Annotated in this window: 21 protein-coding genes; 2 read left to right on the forward strand and 19 right to left on the reverse strand. The window is 72.5% G+C overall.

What is annotated here, in order from left to right; genetic code table 11:
- The first annotated feature begins 39 nt into the window (after positions 1–39).
- Positions 40–1,722 (forward strand): energy-dependent translational throttle protein EttA, encoded by a 1,683-nt coding sequence (gene ettA / locus ACFFKU_RS08235; RefSeq protein WP_380137086.1) that lies wholly within the window; start codon positions 40–42, stop codon positions 1,720–1,722.
- An 87-nt stretch (positions 1,723–1,809) separates the two neighbouring features.
- Here the strand turns inward: ettA and ACFFKU_RS08240 are convergent, their stop codons facing one another.
- The 11 genes from ACFFKU_RS08240 to ACFFKU_RS08290 form a co-directional block, all read right to left on the reverse strand.
- Positions 1,810–2,757 (reverse strand): sugar kinase, encoded by a 948-nt coding sequence (locus ACFFKU_RS08240; RefSeq protein ID WP_380137088.1) that lies wholly within the window; start codon positions 2,755–2,757, stop codon positions 1,810–1,812.
- Positions 2,754–4,145: an MFS transporter gene (locus ACFFKU_RS08245; RefSeq protein ID WP_380137089.1), complete on the reverse strand. Its 1,392-nt coding sequence runs from the start codon at positions 4,143–4,145 to the stop codon at positions 2,754–2,756. The genes ACFFKU_RS08240 and ACFFKU_RS08245 overlap by 4 nt, the downstream gene beginning before the upstream one ends.
- 137 nt (positions 4,146–4,282) lie before the next feature.
- Positions 4,283–4,933 (reverse strand): bifunctional 4-hydroxy-2-oxoglutarate aldolase/2-dehydro-3-deoxy-phosphogluconate aldolase, encoded by a 651-nt coding sequence (locus tag ACFFKU_RS08250; RefSeq protein ID WP_380137090.1) that lies wholly within the window; start codon positions 4,931–4,933, stop codon positions 4,283–4,285.
- A complete protein-coding gene (locus ACFFKU_RS08255; protein WP_380137092.1) occupies positions 4,926–5,966 on the reverse strand; it encodes an NAD(P)-dependent alcohol dehydrogenase in 1,041 nt (346 codons plus the stop codon). Before ACFFKU_RS08255 ends, ACFFKU_RS08250 begins: the two co-directional genes overlap by 8 nt.
- Complete coding sequence (locus ACFFKU_RS08260; protein WP_380138046.1) at positions 5,963–7,438, reverse strand: mannitol dehydrogenase family protein; 1,476 nt, start codon at positions 7,436–7,438, stop codon at positions 5,963–5,965. Before ACFFKU_RS08260 ends, ACFFKU_RS08255 begins: the two co-directional genes overlap by 4 nt.
- Before the next feature lie 5 nt (positions 7,439–7,443).
- Positions 7,444–8,661 carry a D-mannonate dehydratase ManD gene (manD, locus tag ACFFKU_RS08265; RefSeq protein WP_380137093.1) on the reverse strand — a complete coding sequence of 406 codons (1,218 nt, stop codon included), beginning with the start codon at positions 8,659–8,661 and terminating at the stop codon, positions 7,444–7,446.
- A gap of 76 nt (positions 8,662–8,737) precedes the next feature.
- Positions 8,738–9,712 (reverse strand): LacI family DNA-binding transcriptional regulator, encoded by a 975-nt coding sequence (locus ACFFKU_RS08270; protein WP_380137094.1) that lies wholly within the window; start codon positions 9,710–9,712, stop codon positions 8,738–8,740.
- A gap of 93 nt (positions 9,713–9,805) precedes the next feature.
- A complete protein-coding gene (locus tag ACFFKU_RS08275; protein WP_380137095.1) occupies positions 9,806–10,762 on the reverse strand; it encodes a D-2-hydroxyacid dehydrogenase family protein in 957 nt (318 codons plus the stop codon).
- A gap of 10 nt (positions 10,763–10,772) precedes the next feature.
- The gene (locus ACFFKU_RS08280) at positions 10,773–12,125 is read right to left on the reverse strand and encodes an APC family permease (RefSeq protein ID WP_380137096.1); all 1,353 of its coding nucleotides are present in this window, start codon (positions 12,123–12,125) and stop codon (positions 10,773–10,775) included.
- Positions 12,126–12,205: 80 nt separating this feature from the next.
- Positions 12,206–13,192, reverse strand: coding sequence for an agmatinase (gene speB, locus ACFFKU_RS08285; RefSeq protein WP_380137097.1), 987 nt, complete (start codon positions 13,190–13,192; stop codon positions 12,206–12,208).
- Entirely contained in the window at positions 13,192–14,748 is a 1,557-nt protein-coding gene (locus ACFFKU_RS08290; protein WP_380137098.1) for a sodium:solute symporter family protein, read from the reverse strand. Before ACFFKU_RS08290 ends, speB begins: the two co-directional genes overlap by 1 nt.
- Positions 14,749–14,877: 129 nt before the next feature.
- On the opposite strand from ACFFKU_RS08290, the gene ACFFKU_RS08295 reads away from it, so the two are divergent.
- The gene (locus tag ACFFKU_RS08295) at positions 14,878–15,444 is read left to right on the forward strand and encodes a helix-turn-helix domain-containing protein (protein WP_380137099.1); all 567 of its coding nucleotides are present in this window, start codon (positions 14,878–14,880) and stop codon (positions 15,442–15,444) included.
- 98 nt (positions 15,445–15,542) lie between these two features.
- On the opposite strand, the gene ACFFKU_RS08300 is transcribed toward ACFFKU_RS08295, so the two are convergent.
- The 8 genes from ACFFKU_RS08300 to ACFFKU_RS08335 all read right to left on the reverse strand — a co-directional run bounded on the left by ACFFKU_RS08300 (position 15,543) and on the right by ACFFKU_RS08335 (position 22,989).
- On the reverse strand, positions 15,543–16,277 hold the full coding sequence (locus tag ACFFKU_RS08300; protein WP_380137100.1) for an urease accessory protein UreD: 735 nt from the start codon (positions 16,275–16,277) through the stop codon (positions 15,543–15,545).
- Positions 16,274–16,996: an urease accessory protein UreG gene (gene ureG, locus ACFFKU_RS08305; protein ID WP_380137101.1), complete on the reverse strand. Its 723-nt coding sequence runs from the start codon at positions 16,994–16,996 to the stop codon at positions 16,274–16,276. The genes ACFFKU_RS08300 and ureG overlap by 4 nt, the downstream gene beginning before the upstream one ends.
- The gene (locus ACFFKU_RS08310; protein WP_380137103.1) at positions 16,989–17,648 is read right to left on the reverse strand and encodes an urease accessory protein UreF; all 660 of its coding nucleotides are present in this window, start codon (positions 17,646–17,648) and stop codon (positions 16,989–16,991) included. The genes ureG and ACFFKU_RS08310 overlap by 8 nt, the downstream gene beginning before the upstream one ends.
- The gene (locus tag ACFFKU_RS08315) at positions 17,648–19,351 is read right to left on the reverse strand and encodes an urease subunit alpha (RefSeq protein WP_380137105.1); all 1,704 of its coding nucleotides are present in this window, start codon (positions 19,349–19,351) and stop codon (positions 17,648–17,650) included. The genes ACFFKU_RS08310 and ACFFKU_RS08315 overlap by 1 nt, the downstream gene beginning before the upstream one ends.
- The gene (ureB, locus tag ACFFKU_RS08320) at positions 19,344–19,688 is read right to left on the reverse strand and encodes an urease subunit beta (RefSeq protein WP_380137107.1); all 345 of its coding nucleotides are present in this window, start codon (positions 19,686–19,688) and stop codon (positions 19,344–19,346) included. Before ureB ends, ACFFKU_RS08315 begins: the two co-directional genes overlap by 8 nt.
- Complete coding sequence (locus ACFFKU_RS08325) at positions 19,685–20,005, reverse strand: urease subunit gamma (RefSeq protein ID WP_380137108.1); 321 nt, start codon at positions 20,003–20,005, stop codon at positions 19,685–19,687. The genes ureB and ACFFKU_RS08325 overlap by 4 nt, the downstream gene beginning before the upstream one ends.
- 29 nt (positions 20,006–20,034) lie before the next feature.
- The gene (locus ACFFKU_RS08330) at positions 20,035–21,708 is read right to left on the reverse strand and encodes a purine-cytosine permease family protein (protein ID WP_380137110.1); all 1,674 of its coding nucleotides are present in this window, start codon (positions 21,706–21,708) and stop codon (positions 20,035–20,037) included.
- Positions 21,709–21,855: 147 nt separating this feature from the next.
- On the reverse strand, positions 21,856–22,989 hold the full coding sequence (locus ACFFKU_RS08335; protein WP_380137111.1) for a substrate-binding domain-containing protein: 1,134 nt from the start codon (positions 22,987–22,989) through the stop codon (positions 21,856–21,858).
- Positions 22,990–23,009 lie beyond the last annotated feature (20 nt).

A 23,009-nucleotide genomic window follows, 5' to 3' on the forward strand; every position in this document is an offset into this window, starting at 1 on the left:
CGGTCACGGCCCCGCCCGCCGGGCCACTAGCCTGGGGGCATGGCCGAGTTCATCTACACCATGCAGAAGGCCCGCAAGGCGCACGGGGACAAGGTCATCCTCGACGACGTCACGCTGGCGTTCTACCCGGGCGCCAAGATCGGCGTCGTCGGACCCAACGGCGCGGGCAAGTCCAGCGTCCTGAAGATCATGGCGGGGCTGGACCAGCCCTCCAACGGTGAGGCGCGCCTGTCGCCCGGCTACAGCGTCGGGATGCTGATGCAGGAGCCGCCGCTGGACGAGTCCAAGACGGTGCTCGAGAACGTCCAGGACGGCCTGGGCGTGCTCAAGACCAAGATGGACCGCTACAACGAGATCACCGCCTCCTTCGAGGACCCCGACGCCGACTTCGACGCCCTCATGGCGGAGATGGGTCAGCTGCAGGAGGACCTCGACCACGCCAACGCGTGGGACATGGACGCCCAGCTCGAGCAGGCGATGGACGCGCTGCGCTGCCCGCCGCCGGACTCCCCGGTCACCCACCTCTCCGGTGGGGAGAAGCGTCGCGTCGCGCTCTGCAAGCTGCTGCTCGAGGCGCCGGACCTGCTGCTGCTCGACGAGCCCACCAACCACCTGGACGCCGAGTCGGTGACCTGGCTGGAGCAGCACCTGGCCAAGTACGCCGGCGCCGTCCTCGCCGTCACCCACGACCGGTACTTCCTCGACAACGTCGCCCAGTGGATCCTCGAGCTGGACCGCGGTCGCTGCTACCCCTACGAGGGGAACTACTCCACCTACCTCGAGAAGAAGGCGGCCCGCCTGGAGGTCCAGGGCAAGAAGGACCAGAAGCTGCAGAAGCGGCTGAAGGACGAGCTCGAGTGGGTCCGCTCCAACGCCAAGGGTCGCCAGACCAAGTCGCGGGCGCGCCTGCAGCGCTACGAGGAGATGGCGGCCGAGGCCGAGCGCACGCGCAAGCTCGACTTCGAGGAGATCCAGATCCCGGCCGGTCCCCGGCTGGGTGCGGTCGTCATCGAGGCCAAGAACATCCAGAAGGGTTTCGACGGTCGCACGCTCATCGATGGTCTGTCGTTCTCGCTGCCGCGCAACGGGATCGTCGGGGTCATCGGCCCCAACGGGGTCGGCAAGACCACCCTGTTCAAGACCATCGTCGGCCTGGAACCCCTCGACGGCGGCGACCTCAAGATCGGGGAGACGGTCAAGCTCTCCTACGTCGACCAGTCGCGCGGCGGTCTGGACCCGAAGAAGAACCTGTGGGAGGTCGTCTCCGACGGCCTGGACTACATCCAGGTCGGCAACCAGGAGATGCCCTCGCGCGCCTACGTCTCGGCGTTCGGGTTCAAGGGGCCGGACCAGCAGAAGCCGTCGAACGTCCTGTCCGGCGGGGAGCGCAACCGTCTGAACCTGGCGCTCACCCTCAAGGAGGGCGGCAACGTCCTCCTGCTCGACGAGCCCACCAACGACCTCGACGTCGAGACGCTCGGGTCGCTGGAGAACGCGCTGCTCGACTTCCCGGGCTGCGCCGTGGTCGTCAGCCACGACCGGTGGTTCCTGGACCGGGTGGCGACGCACATCCTCGCCTACGAGGGCACCGAGGAGAACCCGGCGAACTGGTACTGGTTCGAGGGCAACTTCGCCGGCTACGAGGCCAACAAGGTCGAGCGACTCGGCCCCGACGCGGCCCGCCCGCACCGGGTCACCTACCGGAAGCTCACCCGCGACTGACCCGTTCGGGCTGGCACGGAGCGGTACGAAGGGCCCCCGTCGACACCGTCGACGGGGGCCCTTTCGCGTCTCCCCGGGACGAGCGGGTCAGCGACGGACGGGGTCCCCGCCGGCCAGCAGGTCCAGGTCGCCCCGACGGGGTAGACCCTCCCAGTCGCCCGGGACGGTGCAGGCGAACGCCCCGGTCGTGGTCGCCGTCCGCAGGCACTCCGCGAAGGGGCGACCCAGGACGAACTCGGCCAGGTACCCGGCGACGAAGGCGTCCCCGGCCCCCACCGTGTCCAGCACCGGGACGGGCACCGCCGGGGCCGTCGTCACGCGACCGTCCACGCAGGCCACCGCGCCGCGCTCGCCGCACTTCACGACCGCGGCCCGGGCGCCGAGCCCGACCAGGCCCCGGGCCAGCGCGGACGGGTCGCTCTCGTCGGGCAGCACCAGCCGGGCCTCGTCCTCCCCGGCGAAGACGAGGTCCACCTCGGGCAGGACCTCGCGCAGGTGCTCGGCCGCGGCCGCGTCGCTCCACAGGGCGCGGCGGTGGTTCACGTCGAAGCTGCGCGGGATCCCGGCCCGTCCGGCCCGGTCCAGCACGGAACGGACCGTGGCCCGCCCCGTCTCCGAGATCGCGGCGGTGATGCCGGACAGGTGCACCGCCGCGGCCCCGGCCACCAGCTCGTCGGTGACGTCGGCCGGGGTCAGGCGCGACCCGGCGCTGCCGGCCCGGTAGTAGCTCACCCGTTGCGCGGTCGGCAGGGGGCGTTCCTTGACCATCAGGCCGGTGGACGCATCGGGGTCGACGACCGATTCGACCCGGACCCCCTCGGCCCGCAGCTCGCGCCGCACCAGTTCACCGAGGGAGTCGGCCCCGGTGCGTCCGCACCAGACCACCTCGGTACCGAGCCGGGCCAGGCCGATCGCCACGTTGGACTCCGACCCGCCGATCCCGATCGTCGCGGTGGGGCAGTGGGCCAACGGCCCGGTCGTGGTGGCCGCGAACAACCCCATCGTCTCGCCCGCGGTGAGCACGTAGCGGCTCACGCGGCGTTGTCCAGCCGCAGCAGGTCCCGGCCCCGCACCTCGGGCGCCACGAGGGCGGAGAAGAACGCGATCGCCGAGTAGCCGATCATCATCGCCGCCAGCGGCCACCACGACCCGGTGGCCGCGGTGAGCGCGGCGGCCAGGACCGGACCGATCGCCGAGGCGGCGATCCCCCCGGCCTCCTTGGCCAGCGCGAGCTGGGTGAACCGGTTCCGGGCCCCGAACAGTTCGGCCAGGGTGACCGACTCGCCGGCGAACAACGACAGGACCGCGAGGTTGAGGCTCAGGGCGATGGCGACGGTGATGAGCACGGTGTCGCCGCTCTCCACCGCGAGCATCAAAGGCACGGCGATGATCGCGCCGATGGCGGAGAACACGAGGTAGATGGGACGGCGCCCGATGCGGTCGGACAGGATCCCGACGAGGGGGACGGTGGCGAAACCGATCACCGAACCGATGGTGATGGCGGTGGTGCCGATCGAGCGGTCCAGCATGAGGGTGGAGACCAGGTAGGTGATCAGCACCGTCTGGATCAGCCCGGAGTTCCCGGCCTGCCCGAACCGCAGCCCGACCGCGATGAAGAACGCCTTGCCCTTCTTCTCGTGCAGGGCCTGCTCGACGGCGGCCTGGCCGGCGACCTGGGTGATCTCGTCGCGCTTGACCGCGACACCGTCGACGACGTCGGCCCGCTGCTCGAACACCGGGCTCTCCTTCAGGTTGCGCCGCAACCAGAGGGTGAAGAGGAGCAGGCCGACGCTGGCGATGAAGGGGATGCGCCACCCCCAGTCGAGCAGCTGCTCCTCGCTGAGGACGGCCAGCAGCACGGCCCAGGTGCCGGCCGCAGCGAGGGTTCCCGAGTTGGTGCCGAGGGCGACGAGCGAACCGACGAGTCCGCGGCGTCGGCGCGGGGCGTACTCGGCGAGCATGACCGTCGCGCCGGCGATCTCGGCCCCGGCCCCGAAACCCCCGATCATCCGCAGCAGGACCAGCAGGAGCGGGGCGAGGATCCCGACCGAGGCGTAGGTGGGGAGGAAACCGATGAGCGTCGTCGACCCACCCATGAGGGCGATGGTGAGGAACAGGACCTTCTTGCGCCCCAACCGGTCACCCATGCGGCCGAAGTAGACCGCCCCGGCGAGCCGGGCGACGTAGCCGACGCCGTAGGTGGCCATCGCGAGGATGAACCCGATGCCCGGGGCGGTACCCGGGAAGAACAGCGGGATGAAGACCAGGGCGGCCCCGAAGGCGTAGAGCTGGAAGTCGAAGTACTCCAGCGCCGTGCCCAACCAGCCGGACACGGCCGCTCGGGACAGGTCCTTGGTGGAACGACGGGACTGCGGGTCGACCCCGTCGGTCGGTGGGGCGCTGCCGTTGCCGGGTTGCTGCATGGTGAGCTCCTTCGCTGCACGCGTCGGCGCCGGGGCGCGACGGTCCGGCGGAGCGGCCGATCGGCCGTCCGTGGGGGTTGCGGTTCTGCGGTGGGCCCGCGGGTGGTTCGCGGGGGGCTGTCGCGGTGGGTGCTGTCTCAGGGGGTGCGGAGTCGGGTGACCGCGTCCCGGGCCAGCTGGGTGATGCGGGTGGTGTCGTGGGCGAGGACGGCGTCGCGCGGGGTGAGCCAGCTGCCGCCGACGCACCCCACGGTGGGCAGGTCCAGGTAGCGCCGGGCCGACTCCGGCCCGATCCCGCCGGTGGGGCAGAAGCGGGCGTGGGGGACGGGGGCCGCCCAGGCGGCCAGCAGTTCCGGCCCCCCGCTCTGCTCGGCGGGGAAGAACTTCACCGCGCGGTGCCCGTGCTCCAGGGCGGTCAGCACCTCGGACAGGGTCGCGGTCCCCGGGAGGAACGGCAGGCCGCTGCCGGCGACGGCCTCGTACAGGGCCGGGGTCGCCCCCGGGCTCACGAGGAACTGCGCGCCGACGGCCCGGGCCGCGTCGACGTCGGCCGGGGTCAGCACCGTGCCGAGCCCCAGCACCACCTCGGGGACCTCCTCGCGGATGCGTCGGGCGCACTCCAGCGCCGACGGGGTGCGCAGGGTGAGTTCCACGACGCCCACCCCGCCCGCGGCCAGCGCCCGGGCCAGGGGGGCCGCGAACTCCGGGTCGTCGAGCACGACGACGGGGACGACGGGCGACAGGTCGAGGATCCCGGCACCGTCCAGGACCGGGGTGCGCTCAGGCATCGTCGACCACCCGGGGATCGATGAGGACCTTCATCTCGGTCGGGGAGGACGTCGGGGCGCGCAGGGCGTCCGCCGCCCGGTCCAGCCCGAACCGGGTGGTGAGGATGCCCCGCAGGTCGACCTGCCCCGACGCGGCCAGCTCGATCGCCCGGGGGAACGCATGGGCGTAGCGGAACGCGCAGACCAGGTCGATCTCGTAGCGCTGCAGGTGCCCGAGGGGGATCCCGTCGACGGTCGGCCGGGCCTGCCCGACGACCGTGACCCGCCCGGCCGGTCGGACGCCGGGGATCGCGGCGGCCAGGGCCGGGACGACCCCGGAGCACTCCAGCAACCGGTCGAACCCCTGACCGGGGGCCTCGATGTCGGCCTCGCGGGTGTTCACGACCGCGTCGGCGCCGAGGCGGCGCGCGGTCGCGAGCCGGTGGTCGTTGACGTCGGTCACGACGACCCGGGCCGCGCCCACCGCCTTGGCGACCTGCAGGACGAGGAGCCCGATCGGCCCGGCCCCGGTGACCAGCACGGTGTCCCCGGGACGCACCTCGGCCCGTTGCACCGCCCAGACGGCGACGGCCAGCGGTTCGATCGCCGCACCGATGTCGGTGGGGATCTCCGCGGGCAGCTCGTGCAGCCGGTCGGCGGCGATGACGAGGTGCTGGGCGAACAACCCGTGCGTGGGCGGGGAACCGAGGCACCGTCCGTGCGGGCAGACGTTGTAGCGGCCGCTCGCGCACGTCTCGCACGACCCGCAGGGGGTCGCGGGTTCCACCACGACGGAACTGCCGACGGGCAGGTCGACGTCGGGCCCGGCGGCCAGGACCACCCCGGCCCCCTCGTGACCGAGGACCATCGGCTCGCGCAGCACGTTGGTGCCGTTGCGCCCGTCGGCGAAGTAGTGCATGTCGGACCCGCAGACCCCGCCGGAGTGCATCTCCAGCAGCACCTCCCCGGGGCCGGGTTCGCGCAGCGGGATGGTCTCGACCCGCAGGTCGAGGGCGGCGTGCAGGACGGCGGCACGGGTGCTGGTGGGGATCATCGGGTCTCTCCCAGGACGGGGGCGGGGGCCGCGAGGGCCTCGGCGGTGGCGGCGGCCGGGCCGGCGGTGTGCAGGAGGTCGACGAGCTCGCCGACCCGGCGGGTGAACTGCTCGCGCCCGGCGAGGTCGTCACCGAGCAGGTGGAAGTCGGTGAGGGCCAGGGCCGCGAGGTCGGACCCGCCGGTGCACGACCGGGCGGCCTCCCGCAGCCGTTCGGCGACGGGGTCGCCCATCCGGGCGGCCACCGGCCCGGGGTCGAAACCCCCTAGGGGGGCCAGGCAGGTCAGGTACCCCGCGACGGTCAGGGCGAGCAGGTGGGGTACGGCACCGCGGTCGAGCGCCTCCAGGGCCGGCACCGGGATCCGTTGCCGGAGCTTGACCGACCCGTCGCTGCCGACCTGGTGGCACCGGTGGCCCAGGGCCGAGTTGTCCCAGCGCTCGAAGAGTTCCCGTTCGTAGCGGTCGACGTCGACACCGTCGGGCACCCGCACCGAGGGCAGGTACTCCTCGCGCAGGACCCGGTGCGCGGCCTCGCGGATCTCGCTGCGGGCCGCGGCGTCGGGGATGGTCGGGCATCCGGTGAGCGCTCCGAGATAGGCCAGCAGCGAGTGCGTCCCGTTGAGCAGCCGGAGTTTCAGCTCCTCGTAGGCGTGCACGTCGTCGCTGAGCACCGCGCCGGCCCGGTCCCAGGCGGGACGACCGGCGGCGAACCGGTCCTCCAGGACCCACATGCTGAACGGTTCCGCGGGGACGGGGATGCGGTCGGCCCACCCGGTCCCGGCGGCGACCAGGTCGCGCTCGGCGTCGGTCGTCGCGGGGACGATCCGGTCGACCATCGAGTTCGGGAAGGTCACCCGCTGCTCCAGGAAACCCAGGAGTTCCTCGGCGTCGGGCAGCTCGGCGGCGAACTCGCGGACGAGGCGTCCGGTGTGGTCGCCGTTGCCGCTCAGGTTGTCGCAGGACAGCACCGTGAGCGGGGTGGCGTGCTCGGCCCCTCGTCGCCGCACGGCGGCGACGATCCGGCCGAGCACCGACCGCGGGGCCCCCGCACCCCGCCGCAGGGTCTCCAGGTCGGCGACGATCGTCGGATCCTCGACGTCGAGGCGGCCGGTGCGGGGGGAGTAGTGGTACCCGTGCTCGGTCACCGTGAGGGTCACGACCCGGGTCGTGGCCGCCGCGAGGTCGGTGACGACCCGTTCGGGTTCTCGCGCGGCGACGTAGGCGTCGGTGTGCACCGCGGGGACCGAGAACCGGGCCCCGTCGGGGGAGAGTTCCACGACCGTGTAGCGGAGGTCCTGCTCGCGCAGGGCGTCGACGACGCGGGGGGAGTTCGAGGCCACCCCGACGATCCCCCAGTTCCCGGGTTCGGCGGTCATCGCGTGCGCGGTGTAGACCGCTTGGTGGGCCCGGTGGAAGTTCCCCAGCCCGAGGTGGACGATTCCCGCTGCGGGGCGGGTCTTCTCGATCGGCATCGTGCTCACCAGTCCTTCACCGAGCCGTCGCGGTTGCGGGCGACGGGCAGGTACGCGGGCTCGTAGGCGAACGCGGCGGCCGCCTTCTCGTCGACCTCGACGCCCAGGCCGGGGGCGTCACCGGGGTGCATGTACCCGTCGCGGATGCTCCACCCCGGCCGGAACACCTCGTACGTCTCGGCCGGGTACCCCATGAACTCCTGCACGGCGAAGTTGTGGGTGGCCAGGCCGACGTGCAGCGAACCCGCCAGGCTCACCGGGGACACGTCCGAGGGTCCGTGCGGCCCGGCCTTCACCTGGTAGACCTCGGCGTGGGCGAGGATCTTGCGGTAGTGCGAGATCCCGCCGACGTGACCGACCGCGACCCTGAGGTAGTCGATGAGCCGTTCCGACACCAGGTCCAGGCTGTCGTAGACGGAGTTGAAGACCTCGCCGATGGCGAGCGGGACGTGGGTCTGCGCGCGGACCTGACGGAGCAGCTGCTGGTTCTCCGCGGGGAGGACGTCCTCCAGCCAGAACAGGTCCACCCCCTCCAGCGACTTGCCCAGGCGGATCGCCTCGGTGGGGGTGAGCCGGTGGTGGGCGTCGTGCAGGAGGTGGAGGTCGGGCCCTACGTGGTCCCGGACCGCTTGCAGGGCAACGGGTGCGTGGCGCAGGTAGGCCGAGGTCTCCCAGACCTCGACCTTCGGGCCGACCCCGCGTCCGGCCGGTTCGTAGGCCGCGCCGGAACGACTGACGCCGTAGACGGTGTCGAGCCCCGGGACCCCGAACTGGGCGCGGACCGCGAGGAAACCCTGCTCCCGCTTGGCGTCGACGGCCTCGAGCAGTTCGGGTACGTCCCACCCGGTGGCGTGGGTGTAGATCATCACGCCGTCCCGGACGGGTCCGCCCAGCAACTGGTGGACGGGCACCCCGAGGGCCTTGCCGTTGATGTCCCACAGCGCGAGGTCGACGGCGCCGATCGCGGCCATGGTCACCGGCCCGCGGCGCCAGTAGGCGCCTCGGTAGAGGTACTGCCAGGTGTCCTCGATGCGGTCGGCGTCGCGACCCACGAGCAGCGCGCACAGGTGGTCGCGCAGGTAGCTCGCCACGGCCAGCTCCCGGCCGTTCAGGGTGGCGTCACCCCAGCCCACGAGACCGTCGGAGGTGGTGACCTTCAGGGTGACGAAGTTCCGGCCGGGACTGGTGACGATGACGTCGGCGGCGACGATCGTGCGGGGCATGGTGGGTTCCTCACGGGAGGGTACGGGCGGGCCCGGGTTCTCGAGCGGTGGGCCCGTGACGGGCGGACGGACGGGTTCAGCGGGGGGCGGGGCCGGTGGAGCCCCGGACGACGAGCTGGCTGTCGAGGTGGAGCGTGGACGGAGCCGAGGGACGGCCGGAGAGCCGGTCGAGGAGCAGGTCGACGGCCGACCCGCCGCTGCGGGTGACCGCGACCTGGACGGAGGTGAGGCCGGGTTGCACGGCCGCGGAGAGGTCGAGGTCGTCCATCCCGACGACGCTGAGGTCGTCGGGGCAGCGGACGCCGAGCGCACGGGCCCCCGACATGACGCCCACGGCCATGAGGTCGTTGTAGGCGATGACCGCGGTGGCGCCGGTGGCGACGACCGAGGCCGCCGCGGCGAGTCCGCCGGTGACGGTGGGGGCCTGCCGGCCGGTCACCGTCAGCTCCAGACCGGCGCCGGCGCACAGGTCGGCCAGCACCTCCTGGCGCCGGCGGGAGGCCCAGGCGGCCTGCGGCCCCGGGACGTAGGCCACGTGCCGGTGGCCCAGGGCCCGCAGCTGGTCCACGGCCTGTCGCAGACCGTCGCGGACGTCGGTGAGGACCGTCGGCGTACCCGGCACCAGGCCGTTGATGACGACGAGCGGGGTGTCGCCGACCGCGTCGAGGACGTCCTCGGCGGGCAGCCGCGGCGAGCAGAGCAGGAGCCCGTCGACGTCGGGGGCGAGGTCGCGCAGCGCGGTCCGCTCCGACGTCGGGTCCTCGTGGGTGCTGGCCAGCAGCAGGCGTCGTCCGGCGGGCAGGGCCCGGTCGTGCACGGCCCGGACCAGGTCGGCGAACACCGCGCTGCCGATGTCGGGGACCACCACACCGAGAGGACGGGTGCTCGTCGGGGAGGTGCTGGGAACGGTCGGGTAGCCGAGGTCCCGGGCGATCGCGCGGACCTTGTCCCGGGTCCCGGCCGACAGTCGTTCCGGCTCCTTGAAGGCGCGCGACGCGGTGGCCAGGGAGACACCGGCGGCGGCTGCCACCTCGGTGAGGGTCACGGCCACGGGGTCACCTCCTGGTCTCGTCCTCGAGCGTGTGGAGACGATGATGCAAGTCTTGTACAAGACTTGTCAACACCTTGCACGGCCTCTCCGACGTCAGCCCAGGACGCGGACCGGCGCCCCGGCCAGCCAGGCCTCCACGTCGGCGACCGCGTCGCTGAAGAACCGCTCGTAGGTCTCACCGGTCACGTAACCCAGGTGGGGGCTGAGCAGGGTGTTCGGGGTCGCGCGCAGGGGGGAGTCGGCGGGCAGGGGTTCGACGTCGAAGACGTCCAGCGCCGCACCCCCGAGCCGGCCCTCGTGCAGGGCCGCGACCAGAGCCGCCTCGTCGACGATCGGGCCGCGTGAGGTGTTGACCAGGTAGGCACCCGGCCTCATCAGCGCGAGTTCGGCGGCCCCGATCAGCCCGCGCGTCCGATCCGAGAGCCGCTGGTGGATCGTCACGACGTCAATGCGCCGCAGCAGCTCCTCCTTGCCGACCGGTTCGCAGCCGAGCCCGCGCGCCTCGTCGGCGTCGAGGTTGGCCGACCAGGCCAGCACCGTCATGTCGAACGCCTGCGCGACCCGGGCCACCCGGCGGCCGAGCCGGCCGAGGCCGATCACGCCGAGGGTCCGCCCGGCCAGGTCGGTGCCGACCCCGAGCTGCCACCCACCCGCGCGCACGTTCGCCTCCTCGGCGGCGAGGCCCCGGGCCAGGCCGAGGATGAGTCCCCAGGTCAGCTCGGCGGTGGGGTGCTGGGTGATGCCCGTCCCCGACACGATCACCCCGTGCGCGCGGGCCGCGTCCAGGTCGACGGCTGCGTTCACGGGGCCGGTGCTGACCAGCAACCGCAGATCGGGCAGGCGGGCGAACAGAGCGGCGTCGAAGCGGGTCCGCTCCCGCATGGCCAGCACCACGGCCGCACCCTGCAGCCGGGCCACGAGCTCCTCGCCCTCGAGGTGGCGGCGCTCGACGTCCAGGTCGACGGTCCCCGCGACGCGGTCCCAGGGACCGTAGCGACGGGCGGCGTCCTGGTAGTCGTCGAGGACGAGGAGACGAACGCGGTCGGCCATGCCCGCGAAGCTACTCCTCGCGCAGGTCCAGGGTCGGGGCCGGGCGGCGGAACCCGCGGGTGAGGAGGACGAGGTAGACGAGGCCCACGGCCACCCAGATCAACCCGACCGTGAACGTCGTGCGGGACAGCGACGTCCACAACCAGAGGGTCAGGATGAGGCCCACGGCCGGGATCAGCCCGTAACGGACCAGGTCCGCGGGACTCCGGTGATTCTCGTCGACCACGTAGACCTTGACCACCGAGGCGTTGACGACGCTGAACGCGACCAGGGCCCCGAAGCTGACCACGGCGGCGGCCAGCGTCAGGTCGACGAACAGTGCGCTGCACGAGATCAGGCCGACCAGCAGGGTGGCCAGCACCGGGGTGCCGAAACGTCGCGACAACCGCCCGAAGAAGGCCCGGGGGAGCGTGCCGTCGCGGCCCATGGCGAACAGGATGCGGGACACCCCGGCCTGCGAGGCCATGGCCGAGGCGAAGCACCCGGCGACGTAGGCCGCGGTGAAGAACGTGGTGAGGAAGTCGCCCCCGACCCGGGCCATGACGTCGAGCGAGGCGGAGTCGACGTTGCTGAAGGTCTGCCACTCGGGGAAGACCAGCGCCGACACCCAGGACAGCAGGATGTACAGGATCCCGCCGGTCAGGGTGGCGATGATGATGGCCCGCGGGATGGTCCGGCGCGGGTCGCGGGTCTCTTCCGAGAGCGTGGAGATGGCGTCGAACCCGAGGAAGGACAGCGCCAGGACGGCGGCGCCGCCGAACAGCAGACCCGGCTCGGCGCCGGTGAAGAACGGTTCGGTGAGCGAGGGGACCTCGTTGCCCGACAGGTGCCGCACCGAGAGCAGGACGAAGACCGCGATGAAGACGAACTGGATCCCGACGAGGGCCACGTTGACCCCGGCCAGGAGTTTCACCCCCAGGACGTTGAGGAGGGTGACCAGCACGATCGAGCCGACGACCCACACCGGGGCGGGGATCCCGGTCGCGTCGGCCATGTAGATCCCGATGACCAGGTAGTTGACCATCGGCAGGAACAGGTAGTCGAGCAGCAGCGACCAGCCGACCATGAAGCCGGTGTGGCCCCCGAACCCGCGCTGCGCGTAGGAGTAGGCCGACCCGGCGACGGGGTGGATCGCCACCATGCGCCCGTAGCTGTAGGCGGTGAAGAGCATCGCGGCCAGCGTGATGACGTAGGCCCCGGGCAGGTGGCCCTGGGTCGAGTCCGTCACGATCCCGTAGGTGGTGAACACCGTCAGCGGGACCATGTAGGCGAGCCCGAAGAACACCAGGGCCGGTAGGCCCAGCACCCGTTGCAGGTGCGGTCGGGAACCGGTCGCGGTCTCGTTGGTCACCGGCTGCGCCATCAGCTGCCCTCCGTCGGTCGGGCGACGGAGGGGGCCCGCCGCGGAACCGAATCATGCACGGTTCCGCGGCGGGGCGGAAGCTAAACGACGGAATTCGTCCGGTTCAGCGCGAGGACGGAGAGGATCTCGTAGGCGACGTGCGCCGCCGCCACGCCGGTGATCTCGGCGTGGTCGTAGGCCGGGGCCACCTCCACGATGTCGGCCCCGACGACGTTCAGGCCCAGCAGCCCCCGCAGCGTGTGCAGCAGTTCGCGGCTGGTCAGTCCGCCGGCCTCCGGGGTGCCGGTACCGGGGGCGGCGGCCGGGTCGAGGACGTCGATGTCGACCGAGACGTAGACCGGGGCACCCTCCAGGCGCCGCCGCATCCGCTCGACCGCCCGGGCGACCCCGTCGGTCTCGTAGTCGTCGGCGCGCACGATCTGGAAACCGAGCACGCCGTCGTCCTCGAGGTCCTGCTGGGAGTAGAGCGGGCCGCGGGTGCCCATGTGCAGGCTGCGCTCGAGGTCGATCAGCCCCTCCTCGCTGGCCCGGCGGAACGGGGTCCCGTGGGTCCAGGGCGCCCCGAAGTAGGAGTCCCAGGTGTCGAGGTGGGCGTCGAAGTGCAGGACCGCGATCTTGCCGTGCTGCTTGGCCAGGGCCCGCAGCGCGGGCAGGGCCAGCGTGTGGTCCCCGCCCAGGCAGAGCAGGCTCGAGCCGTCCTCCGACAGCGTGGTCAGGTCGGCCTCGACGCCTTCCAGGGCGGCCTTGATGTCGAAGGGGTTGATCCCGAGGTCACCCGCGTCGGCCACCTGCTGGGTCGTGAACGGGTGGGCGGCGTTGGCCGGGTTGAACGGGCGCAGCAGTTTCGAGGAGTTCCGGATGTGCCCCGGTCCGAAGCGCGCGCCAGGGCGGTAGCTGACCCCGGAGTCGAAGGGGAGTCCCACGACGGTGACGTCGGCCCGGGAGACCTCGTCCAGGCGGGGGAGGCGCGCGAAGGTGGGCAGCCCGCCGTAGCGGGGGACCTGGGCCGCGTCGACCGGGCCGAGGAACTCGCCCGCGTTCACACGGGCGGGAGGACGGAGGGGCATCAGGACTCCTTGCTGGGGCGCGCGGCGGGGGCCGGGCGGTCGGCGTCGGTGAGGTCGACGGTGCGGTCGGTTCTGCGGTCGGTGCTGCGATCGGTGGTGAGGTCCACGGTGGAGTGCCCGGCGGAGCGGGCGGTCCACTCCCGGAGCACGGCGGCGGGAGTGGGCGGGGTGAGCAGGCTGACGGCCACGTAGCTGACGGCGGAGACGAGCAGCCCGACGTAGACCGGTTCGTTGGCCAGGACGTCGGTGAGCGCCATGGTGACCAGGGTGGCCACGGTCCCCAGCGCCATGCTGACCAGCGCGCCCGCCCGGGTCCCGCGCCTCCAGACCAGGCCGCCGACGATGGCCACGAGGAGGCCGCCGACGAGGATGTCGTAGGCCACGGTCAGCGCCGCGACCACGTCGTCGAGCAGGCTGGCCAGCACGATCATGACCAGACCGAACCCGAGGATGTACAGGCGGCTGCCCCGCACGTCGTGGGCGTCGGCCGAGTCCTCGGCGTCGGGCTTCGCCCCGCCCCGGTGGCGCCAGGCGGCGACGAGGTCCTGCTGCACGACGGTGGAGGTCGCGATGAGCGCGCCCGACGAGGTGGACATGACCGCCGCCAGCGCCGCGGCGATGACCAGCCCGGCCAGCCCGACCGGGAGTTCGTTCTCCACCACGGTCGCGAAGGCGTCGTCGGAGTTGGCCAGGTTCGGGGCGAGGACGGCGGCGCACATTCCGACGAGGGCCCCGGCCACGGCGTAGGCGAGGCAGTAGACCCCGGCCACGGTCCCGGCGGCCCGGGCGACCGCGTCGCTGCGGGCGGTGAAGACGCGCTGCCAGATGTCCTGACCGATGACGAGGCCGAAGAAGTAGATGACGAAGTAGGTGACGATCGTGTCGCCACCGATGGCGAAGGGCTGGAAGAAGCTGTCCGGCAACGACTCCCGCAACCCGGAGATCCCACCGACCCGCCAGAGCACGACCGGCAGGAGGACGGCGAAGATCCCGACGGTCTTGACCAGGAACTGCACGAAGTCGGTCAGGGTGATCGACCACATCCCGCCGAGGCAGGAGTAGAGGACGACGACCCCGCCGCCGAGCAGGATGGCCGGGACCTTGCCGATGTCGAAGAGGACGGAGAGGATCGTCGCGTAGGCGATGGTCGAGGTGACGGCCAGCATGAGCGTGTACATGGCCATGACGACCGAGGAGACCAGCCGGGAACCGTTGCCGTAGCGCAGGTCCAGCATCTGCCCGACGGTGAAGACCTTGAGCCGGTTGATCCGGGCGGAGAACGCCAGCGACAGCAGGAGGATGCCGCAGCCGATCGCGAAGACCAGCCACATCCCCGAGATGCCGTAGGTGTAGCCGAGGCCGATGCCGCCGATCGTCGAGGCGCCCCCGAGGACGACCGCGGCCATGGTCCCGGAGTACAGGAGGGGGCCGAGGCGACGCCCGGCGACCAGGAAGTCGGTCTGGGTGCGGGCGCGGCGCTTGGCGTACCAGCCGATCCCGACCATGGAGAGGATGTAGAGCAGGACGATCGCGGTGTTGACGACGTGCGCGGTCATGCGGGCACTCCTCGGCTCGGGCGTCGTTGCCACCCCATCTTTCACCCAAGGTTTCCCCTAGGTCAACACCTGTTTCATGTCGCTTCCGACCAGGCAACAGACGTTTCCGGTCCTGCTAGCCTCCGCGGGATGAGCGCCGACGCACCCATCGGAGCCCGGCTGCGCGCCGTGCGGCAGGCCCGCCGGATGACCGTGGAGGACGTCGCCGCCGCGAGCGGGGTCACCAAGGGGTTCCTGTCCCGCCTCGAACGCGACCGGACCGGCGCCTCGGTCGCCGCCCTCATCCGCATCTGCGAGACGTTGGACATCGGGGTGAGCAGCCTCTTCGAACCCGCCCCGGCGGGGGAGGTCGTCCGCGCCGGCAACCACCCCCGGGTGAACTTCGGCGGCACCGACATGACGGAGTACCTGCTCACCCCCCGTGGGGAGCAACGCATCTCGGCCCTGCTGTCCGAGATCGCCCCGGGCGGCGGGGCCGGCCTGGAGCTCTACGAACTGCCCGGTGACGTCGAGTTCGCCTACGTCCTCGAGGGCACCCTCGACCTGCACTTCGAGAACGAGCCCTCGGTCGAGCTCGCCACCGGCGACGCGTTCACCTTCTCCCCGACGCGTCCGCACACCTTCGTGGCCGGGACCGGTGGCTGCCGCGTCCTCTGGGTCATCAGCCCCGGAACCCTCGACGTCACCCGCGGCTGACCCCCTCCGCCCGGTCTCCTGCTCCACCCCCCCGCCTCCCGCCCCCATCCTCCCGTGATCAAGGAATCCGGGCGCCTCGGGACGCGCGAATTCCTTGATCACGGGAGAGAAGGGGGTGGGAGGGGGGAGGTGTGGGCGTGGTGGGCGAGGGTGCGCAGCAGGGTGCCGGGGCCGTCGAGGTCGAGCCGCGTCACCGCTCCGGTGCCGGGTTCTGGGGTCGCCGGGGTCGCCGGGGTCGCCGCACCCTCGCGAACTTCGGGGAGGCGGCGGCCGAGGACGGCGAGGGTGTCGACGCAGCGGTACGGACCGAGGACGGCGGGGCTGCGGCGCACGGCCGGGTCGGTGAGGTCGAGGTCCTCGACCAGCAGCGGTCGCCCGTCGCGGGTGACGTGCAGCGCCGAGCGCAAGCGACCCCCGTCCTCACCGGTCCGGCCGAGCACCAGGGTCTCCCGCAGCTCGGCGACCGCGTCACCGGTGAGCTCGACCGAGGTCGACCGGGTGACCTCGGCCCCGTCGGCGACGACGAACGGCTCACCGGCCCAGGTCAGCGACCCGCCGTCGCCGACCCGGATCCGGGCGTGCCAGGCGGCGGGGGGACCACCGCGCTGGTCGTAGGCCACCGTCCCGGCGACGTCGCGCAGGTCGAGGGAGCAGCCCGGCCCCACCTCGACGTCGATCTCGACGGTGTCCCCGGCCAGCAGCAGGGCCCGGGCCCCGACGAGGGCCACCCGGGCGAGCGTCGCCTCCCGGGACAGCAGTTTCGGGACCAGCAGCGCCCCGGACAGTTCGACCCGGACCCCGGACGGACTGCGGTACAGGGCGATGCGGGTCACGCGTGGGTGTGCGGGTGGTCGTGCTCGTGGGTGTGGGAGGTACCGTCGGCGTGGAAGTGCGGAGCCATCGGGCCCGGGTCGGACGGTTCGTGACGTCCACCGCGGAACTCGGCCAGGACCCCGCGCAGCCACCCGGTGAGGTCGGCGATCGAGGCCTCGTCGGTGCGCGACAGCGCGACGACCGGGCGTCCCCCGCGGGCCGCCGTGGCGTCGGCGCGCATCCGCTCGACGTCCACCCCGACGTAGGGGCCGAGGTCGGTCTTGTTGACCACCAGCAGGTCGGCCCGGGCGATCCCCGGTCCCCCCTTGCGGGCCACGTCCCCGCCGCCGGCGACGTCGAGGACGAAGATCTGGGCGTCGACCAGGGCCGGGGAGAACGTCGCGGTGAGGTTGTCCCCGCCGGACTCCACCAGGACCAGGTCCAGCGGGTCGAAGTCGGCCTCGAGGTCCTCGACCGCGAGGAGGTTCATCGTCACGTCGTCGCGGATGGCGGTGTGCGGGCAGGCCCCCGTCTCCACGGCCCGGATGCGTTCCGGTTCCAGGACCCCCGCCGAGCGCAGGAACCGCGCGTCCTCGTCGGTGTAGATGTCGTTGGTGACGACGCCGATCCGGAGTTCTTCGCGCAGCCGCGAGCAGAGCAGGGCGATGAGGGAACTCTTCCCCGTGCCGACCGGGCCGGCGACGCCGAGGCGGAACGAACGGGTGGGGTTCTCAGGCATGGAACAACCTCTGGTCGGTGCGGGTGTGCAGGAGGGAGAACTCCTCGAGCAACGGTGCGGAGGACGCGGGGATCTGCTCGGGGTCGGTGAGCCGGGCCAGACGCGGGACCAGGGCCTCGATGCGGTCGTGCGTCTGCAGGGTCCAGCGGGCGGCCTCGACCGGGTCGGCCGGGTCGAGTTTCAGGGCCGCCGCGGTGACGGTCGCGACGTCGTCGTGGGCGACGAGACGGACGAGGCGCGCCGCGTCCAACCCGGCCAGGGCGGCCAGCACGCCCAGCACGACCGGGCGGGCGGGTTCGCGGCCGAGCGCGGCCCAGAGCGGGTCCGGCCACAACCGGCTCGCCATCCGGAGGTAGCCCCGGCCCTGCACCCGGGCCGCGGCCCGCAGCGGGGCGCTCGGCGTCCGGGCGGCCCAGGCCTCCTCCACCGCGGGCAACCCCACGGGGTCACCCAGCCCGCGCGACCGCGCGACCACCGCGGTTCCGGCGTCGACCGGGACGCAGGTCGCCAACCGCCCGACGAGGAACCGCGGGACGTCCGCCGCACGGAGACCGCCGTGGGTCATGGCCGGTTCCAGGCCCCCGGACTGGGTGTGCGCCCCGACCGGCAACCGGGCGTCGGCCAGCAGGGCGAGCAGCAGGTCGGCCGCCATCAGAACAGCTGGTACAGCTGGGCCAGGGGCAGTTCCTCGGCCGGGGCGGGGACCACCGGTTCCCCGTCGATGGTGATGGCGAACGTCTCCGGGTCCACCGCGATCGCGGGCAGGGCGGAGTTGTGCACCATGTCGGCCTTGCCGACCGCCCGGGTGTCGGCGACCGCGTGCAGTTGTCGGCGCAGGCCCAACCGGTCGGCCAGTCCGTCCGCGATCGCGGCGGGGGAGACGAACGACACCGAGACGTCGGCCCCGTTCGGGTGCATCAGGGCCGGCCGCAGCAGCACCGGCTGCGGGGTGGGGATGGACGCGTTCGGGTCGCCCAGCGCGCCGAGCACGAGCGATCCGCCCTTCATGACCACCGCGGGGCGGACCCCGAAGAACATGGGTTCCCAGAGGACCAGGTCGGCGAGCTTCCCGATCTCCACCGACCCCACGAGGGAGTCGATGCCGTGGGCGATCGCCGGGTTGATCGTGTACTTGGCGACGTAGCGCCGGGCCCGCTCGTTGTCGGCCGGGAACGTCCCGCCGAGGGGACCGCGGCGGGCCTTCATGACGTGCGCGACCTGCCAGGTCCGGGTGATCACCTCGCCGATCCGGCCCATCGCCTGCGCGTCGGAACTGGTGATGGAGAGGGCCCCGAGGTCGTGCAGGACGTCCTCGGCCGCGATGGTCGTGGCCCGGATGCGGGACTCGGCGAAGGCCAGGTCCTCGGGGACCGCCGGGTTGAGGTGGTGGCAGACGATGAGCATGTCGAGGTGCTCGGGCACGGTGTTCACCGTGTGCGGCAGCGTCGGGTTCGTCGAACCGGGGATCACGTTGGGCAGCCCGGCCACGGTGATGATGTCCGGCGCGTGCCCGCCACCGGCGCCCTCGGTGTGGAACGCGTGGATCGAGCGTCCGCCGATCGCGGCGATCGTGGAATCCACGTAACCGGCCTCGTTCAGCGAGTCCGAGTGCAGGGCCACCTGCAACCCGAACTCGTCGGCGGCGCGCAGGGCCGCGTCGATGGCCGCGGGGGTCGAACCCCAGTCCTCGTGGACCTTGTACCCACCGGCCCCGCCGAGGGCCTGCTCGGCCAGGCCCGCGGCACTCACGGTGTTCCCCTTGCCCAGCAGCAGGACGTTCACCGGGAGGGCGTCGAGCGCGCGGTGGGCCTGGGCCAGGTGCCAGGGACCGGGGGTGACGGTGGTCGCCTTGGTGCCCTCGCTGGGGCCCGTCCCGCCGCCGGCGATCGTGGTCAGCCCGGCGGCCAGCGCCTCGTGGACCTGGCTGGGGGAGATGAGGTGGACGTGGGTGTCGATGCCGCCCGCGGTGAGGATGCGGCCCTCGCCGCTGATGACGTCGGTGCCCGGCCCGATCCGCAGGGCCGGGTCGACCCCGTCGGCCACGTCGGGGTTGCCGGCCCGGCCGATCCCGCAGATGCGACCTTCGCGCACGCCGACGTCGGCGCGGTAGATCCCGGTGTGGTCCAGGACGACGACGTTGGTGACGACGGTGTCCGGGGCCCCCTCCGCGCGGGTGGTGACGCCCTGGGCCATGGACTCCCGGATCGACTTGCCGCCCCCGAACACCGCCTCCTCCCCGCCGACGGTGAGGTCGTGCTCGACCTCGATCCACAGGTCGGTGTCGCCGAGCCGGATCTGGTCGCCCGTGGTGGGGCCGTAGAGCGCGGCGTAGGCGCGGCGGTCGATCTCAACCATCGAGGCGGCCCTCCTCGGGGCGGATGCGGAGGCCGGGGACCCGTCGGCGCCCGCGCAGGGCGACCGCGGCGACGCGACGCGACACCCCGGGTTCGAAGCGCACCGACGTGCCCGAGGGGACGTCCAGGCGGAACCCGCGCGCGGCGGCCCGGTCGAAGGCCAGGGCCGGGTTGGCGTCGGGCAGGTGCAGGTGCGAACCGATCTGCACGGGACGGTCCCCGGTGTTCTCGACGACGAGCTCGAGACGCTCCGCCGGCGTCCGGTCGCCGTTCAGGACGATCGTGCCCGGCGCCACGCGGATCGCCCCCGGGCCCTCGCCGCCGACGCCGGCGCTCATGCCTCCCCCTCGGGGTCCTGGATCGGGTGGTGCAGGGTGACGAGCTTGCGCCCGTCGGGGAACGTGGCCTCGACCTGCACGTCGGCCAGCATGTCGGCGACCCCGGGCATGACCTGGTCGGTGGTGAGGACGCGGCGACCGGCGTCCATGAGGTCCAGCACCCGGGCCCCCTCCCGGGCCCGCTCGACCACCCAGGTGGAGAGCAGGGCCACCGCCTCGGGGTGGTTGAGCCGCACCCCGCGGGCCAGGCGGTCGCGGGCGACCATGCCCGCGACCGCCAGCAGGAGTTTCTCGGTGTCCGCCGGACCGATGTGCACCGTGCGGATCTCCTCTCAGGTCCCGGCCGTCACGCCTGTGCGGGCAGCACGTGGTCGGAGACCTTATCCGTCGAGAGGCAGAGCGAACAGACGACGTCGTCGTGGGTCTCGCAGCGGGCGACGTCGGGGCGCTCGTAGTCCTGACGGCAGACGTGGCAGGTCAGGACGACGCCCGAGGGGTTCCCGTGCTCGTCGGTCATCGGCAGGTCCAGGCCGTCGTCGGTGCGCCGCAGGTAGTACCTGCCCTCGGTCGCGATCGCGATGACCGGGGGCAGGACGACCGCCAGGACGATGGCGACCACGGGGGAGTACGGCTGGATGGCGGGACCGAACGCTCCGAAGAACACCGCGATCGAGGCTCCGGCCGAGACCAGGACCGAGACGAAGCCCACCGGGTTGACCGCGTAGAGCATCCCGCGGCGGAACTCCGGACGCATGGGCGAGATCTTCAGCAGGTGCTTGTTCACCACGATGTCGGTGGCGACGACGCAGACCCAGGCCATGGCGCAGTTGGCGTAGAACCCGAGAATCGTGTTGAGGAAGTCGAACATGTTGAGCTCCATCAGCGCCAGGGCGATGAGGAGGTTGACGATGACGAAGACCATGCGGCCGGGGTAGCGCTTGGTGACCCGGGTGAAGGAGTTCGTCCAGGCCAGCGAGCCGGAGTAGGCGTTGGTGACGTTGATCTTGATCTGGCTGATGACCACCAGGATCACCGCCAGGGTCATGGCCAGCCAGCCCGGCATCATCTCCTGGTACACGCCGAGGAACTGGTGCACCGGTTCGTTCGCGGTGGCCGAGGCGAGCGGGTCGGCGCTGGCGATGAGGTACACGGCGATGAAGAGGCCGACCGCCTGCTTGACGGCCCCGAAGACGACCCAGCCCGGGCCGGCGGTGATGACGGCGGTCCACCAGCGGCGACTGTTCTCCGGGGTGCGGGGCGGCATGAACCGCAGGTAGTCGATCTGCTCGGCGATCTGGGCCATGAGCGAGAGGCACACCCCGGCGGCGAGCAGGGCGGAGGACATCGAGAGGGAACTCCCGGAACCGTCGGCACCGGTGTAGGCGAAGAACTCGCTCACCGAGCTCGGGTTCGCCCACACCAGGTAGACGAAGGGGATCACCATGAGGACCAGCCAGAGCGGCGTGGTCCACACCTGCAGCTTGGACAGGGCGGCCATGCCGTAGATGACCAGCGGGATGACCAGGATCGTGGAGATCGCGTACCCGAGCCAGACCGGGATCCCCAGACCGAGTTCCAGGCCCTGGGCCATGATCGAACCCTCGAGGGCGAAGAAGATGAACGTGAACGACGCGAAGATGACGTTGGTGACGACGGACCCGTAGTACCCGAACCCGGAACCCCGGGTGATGAGGTCGAGGTCGACGTTGTAGCGGGCGGCGTAGTAGGCCAGCGGGAAACCGCTGAGGAAGATGATGACCGCGGCGATCCCGATGCCCAGCAGCGCGTTCGTGGTCCCGTGGGCGATGCCGATGTTGGCGCCGATGGCGAAGTCGGCCAGGTAGGCGATCCCACCCAGGGCCGAGGTGGCGACGACCCCGGGTGCCCAGCGCCGGTAGTGCCGGGGGGCGAAGCGGAGGGTGTAGTCCTCGAGGGTTTCGCTGGTCGCGGCGCTGACGTGCAGGCCGGGGGCGAGGCTGTCGCCGGCGGGTGGCGTCGCGCCGGGGGCGGGGGTGCTCATGGCGGACCTCTCGGGGGGCGGAGGGGGATTGCTTCCATCTGGAAGCACTTCGGACGCTAGGGGCGCCCGCTTCCGAGCGTCAAACGGTTCGCGGCGGAGAGTTCCGGGATCGGCAAGATTTGACGCGCTGGAAACATCCCCGAAACGTCAGGGGCCCGGAGGGGTTCGGGGCGGTGTCCCCGGTCCGCTCACCCGGGCCAGGACGTCGAAGTCCACCCCGTCGGCCACCGCGATGTGCACGGGGTGCCCGGCGCGCCCCCGGTGGAGCTCCACCGTCCCGTGCGGGGAGTCCCAGGCCGCCCCGCCCAGGGCGGCCCGGACGTCGAGGACCGTCGGGACCCGGCCGCGTCCCAACCGGGCCAGCAGGTGCAGGGCCGAGTAGGTCGTCTCGGCCATGGTCCCCGGGGCGGGCGCCGCCGCGAGGGTCCCGGCCCCCGCGACCAGGTCGAACGCGTGCGCGAAACCCCGGGAGAACTCCGCGGCCGAGGCCGACGTCAACCCCGCGAACCAGCCGGCCGAGGCGAACAACCCGCGCGTCGCCTCCGGGCCCGAGGCCAGCAGCATCGTCTCGTCCATGAACGGGCTGAAGCGGAACAGCTCGGCATCGGCCCCGGCGGCGGCGAACGCCCGGTTGAAGCGGACCCCGTCGCTGCCCACCAGCAGCATGACCACGCCGTCGACCCCGGCCCGGCCGATCCGGGCGACGACCTCGTCCAAGGCCGCGTCGGTCACCGTCCCCAACGGCACCCAGTGCTCGGACGACACCTCGATCCCGCTCTCCCGCAGCACCTGTCGGGCCCGCCGCGCGGTCCGACGCGGCCACACGTAGTCGTCACCGACCAACGCCCAGCGGTGCAGCCCGAACTCCGCCCGCAACCAGGTGAGCGCCGCGACCACCTGGTCGGCGGGCAGCTCCCCGGAGCAGAGCACGCCGTCGTGACGCTCACCGCCCTCGTAGGCCGTGGCGTAGACGTAGGGCACCCGGCCCGCCGCGACCGGCGCCACGGCCTGCCGGACGCTGGACAGGTGCCACCCGACGAGGGCGTCGACCCGGTTCTGCCGCAGCAACTCCGCGACCGTGGCGGCGACCCGTTCCGGGGCGGCGCCGGCGTCGACGTCGTGCAGCTCCACGCGCCGCCCCCCGAAACCCTGCGCGACCTCGATCTCGGTGGCGGCGAGTTCGGCCGCCGCCCGGCAGGACAACCCGAACATGCCCGCCGGCCCCTGCCGGGGGAGCAGCAGGCCGACGCGCACGACACCCCGCGCGGGTCGTTCTGGCATGCTGTGCAGATTCCCACACC

Source organism: Kineococcus gynurae (assembly GCF_042433995.1).
Taxonomy (GTDB): Bacteria; Actinomycetota; Actinomycetes; order Actinomycetales; family Kineococcaceae; genus Kineococcus; species Kineococcus gynurae.

Coding starts and splice junctions, on each gene's coding strand:
- ettA (WP_380137086.1), top strand. CDS start 40: ATGGCCGAGTTCATCTACACCATGCAGAAGGCCCGCAAGGCGCACGGG.
- ACFFKU_RS08245 (WP_380137089.1), bottom strand. CDS start 4,145: ATGCAGCAACCCGGCAACGGCAGCGCCCCACCGACCGACGGGGTCGAC.
- ACFFKU_RS08250 (WP_380137090.1), bottom strand. CDS start 4,933: ATGCCTGAGCGCACCCCGGTCCTGGACGGTGCCGGGATCCTCGACCTG.
- ACFFKU_RS08255 (WP_380137092.1), bottom strand. CDS start 5,966: ATGATCCCCACCAGCACCCGTGCCGCCGTCCTGCACGCCGCCCTCGAC.
- ACFFKU_RS08260 (WP_380138046.1), bottom strand. CDS start 7,438: ATGCCGATCGAGAAGACCCGCCCCGCAGCGGGAATCGTCCACCTCGGG.
- manD (WP_380137093.1), bottom strand. CDS start 8,661: ATGCCCCGCACGATCGTCGCCGCCGACGTCATCGTCACCAGTCCCGGC.
- ACFFKU_RS08275 (WP_380137095.1), bottom strand. CDS start 10,762: ATGGCCGACCGCGTTCGTCTCCTCGTCCTCGACGACTACCAGGACGCC.
- ACFFKU_RS08280 (WP_380137096.1), bottom strand. CDS start 12,125: ATGGCGCAGCCGGTGACCAACGAGACCGCGACCGGTTCCCGACCGCAC.
- speB (WP_380137097.1), bottom strand. CDS start 13,192: ATGCCCCTCCGTCCTCCCGCCCGTGTGAACGCGGGCGAGTTCCTCGGC.
- ACFFKU_RS08290 (WP_380137098.1), bottom strand. CDS start 14,748: ATGACCGCGCACGTCGTCAACACCGCGATCGTCCTGCTCTACATCCTC.
- ACFFKU_RS08295 (WP_380137099.1), top strand. CDS start 14,878: ATGAGCGCCGACGCACCCATCGGAGCCCGGCTGCGCGCCGTGCGGCAG.
- ureG (WP_380137101.1), bottom strand. CDS start 16,996: ATGCCTGAGAACCCCACCCGTTCGTTCCGCCTCGGCGTCGCCGGCCCG.
- ACFFKU_RS08310 (WP_380137103.1), bottom strand. CDS start 17,648: ATGGCGGCCGACCTGCTGCTCGCCCTGCTGGCCGACGCCCGGTTGCCG.
- ACFFKU_RS08315 (WP_380137105.1), bottom strand. CDS start 19,351: ATGGTTGAGATCGACCGCCGCGCCTACGCCGCGCTCTACGGCCCCACC.
- ureB (WP_380137107.1), bottom strand. CDS start 19,688: ATGAGCGCCGGCGTCGGCGGCGAGGGCCCGGGGGCGATCCGCGTGGCG.
- ACFFKU_RS08330 (WP_380137110.1), bottom strand. CDS start 21,708: ATGAGCACCCCCGCCCCCGGCGCGACGCCACCCGCCGGCGACAGCCTC.
- ACFFKU_RS08335 (WP_380137111.1), bottom strand. CDS start 22,989: ATGCCAGAACGACCCGCGCGGGGTGTCGTGCGCGTCGGCCTGCTGCTC.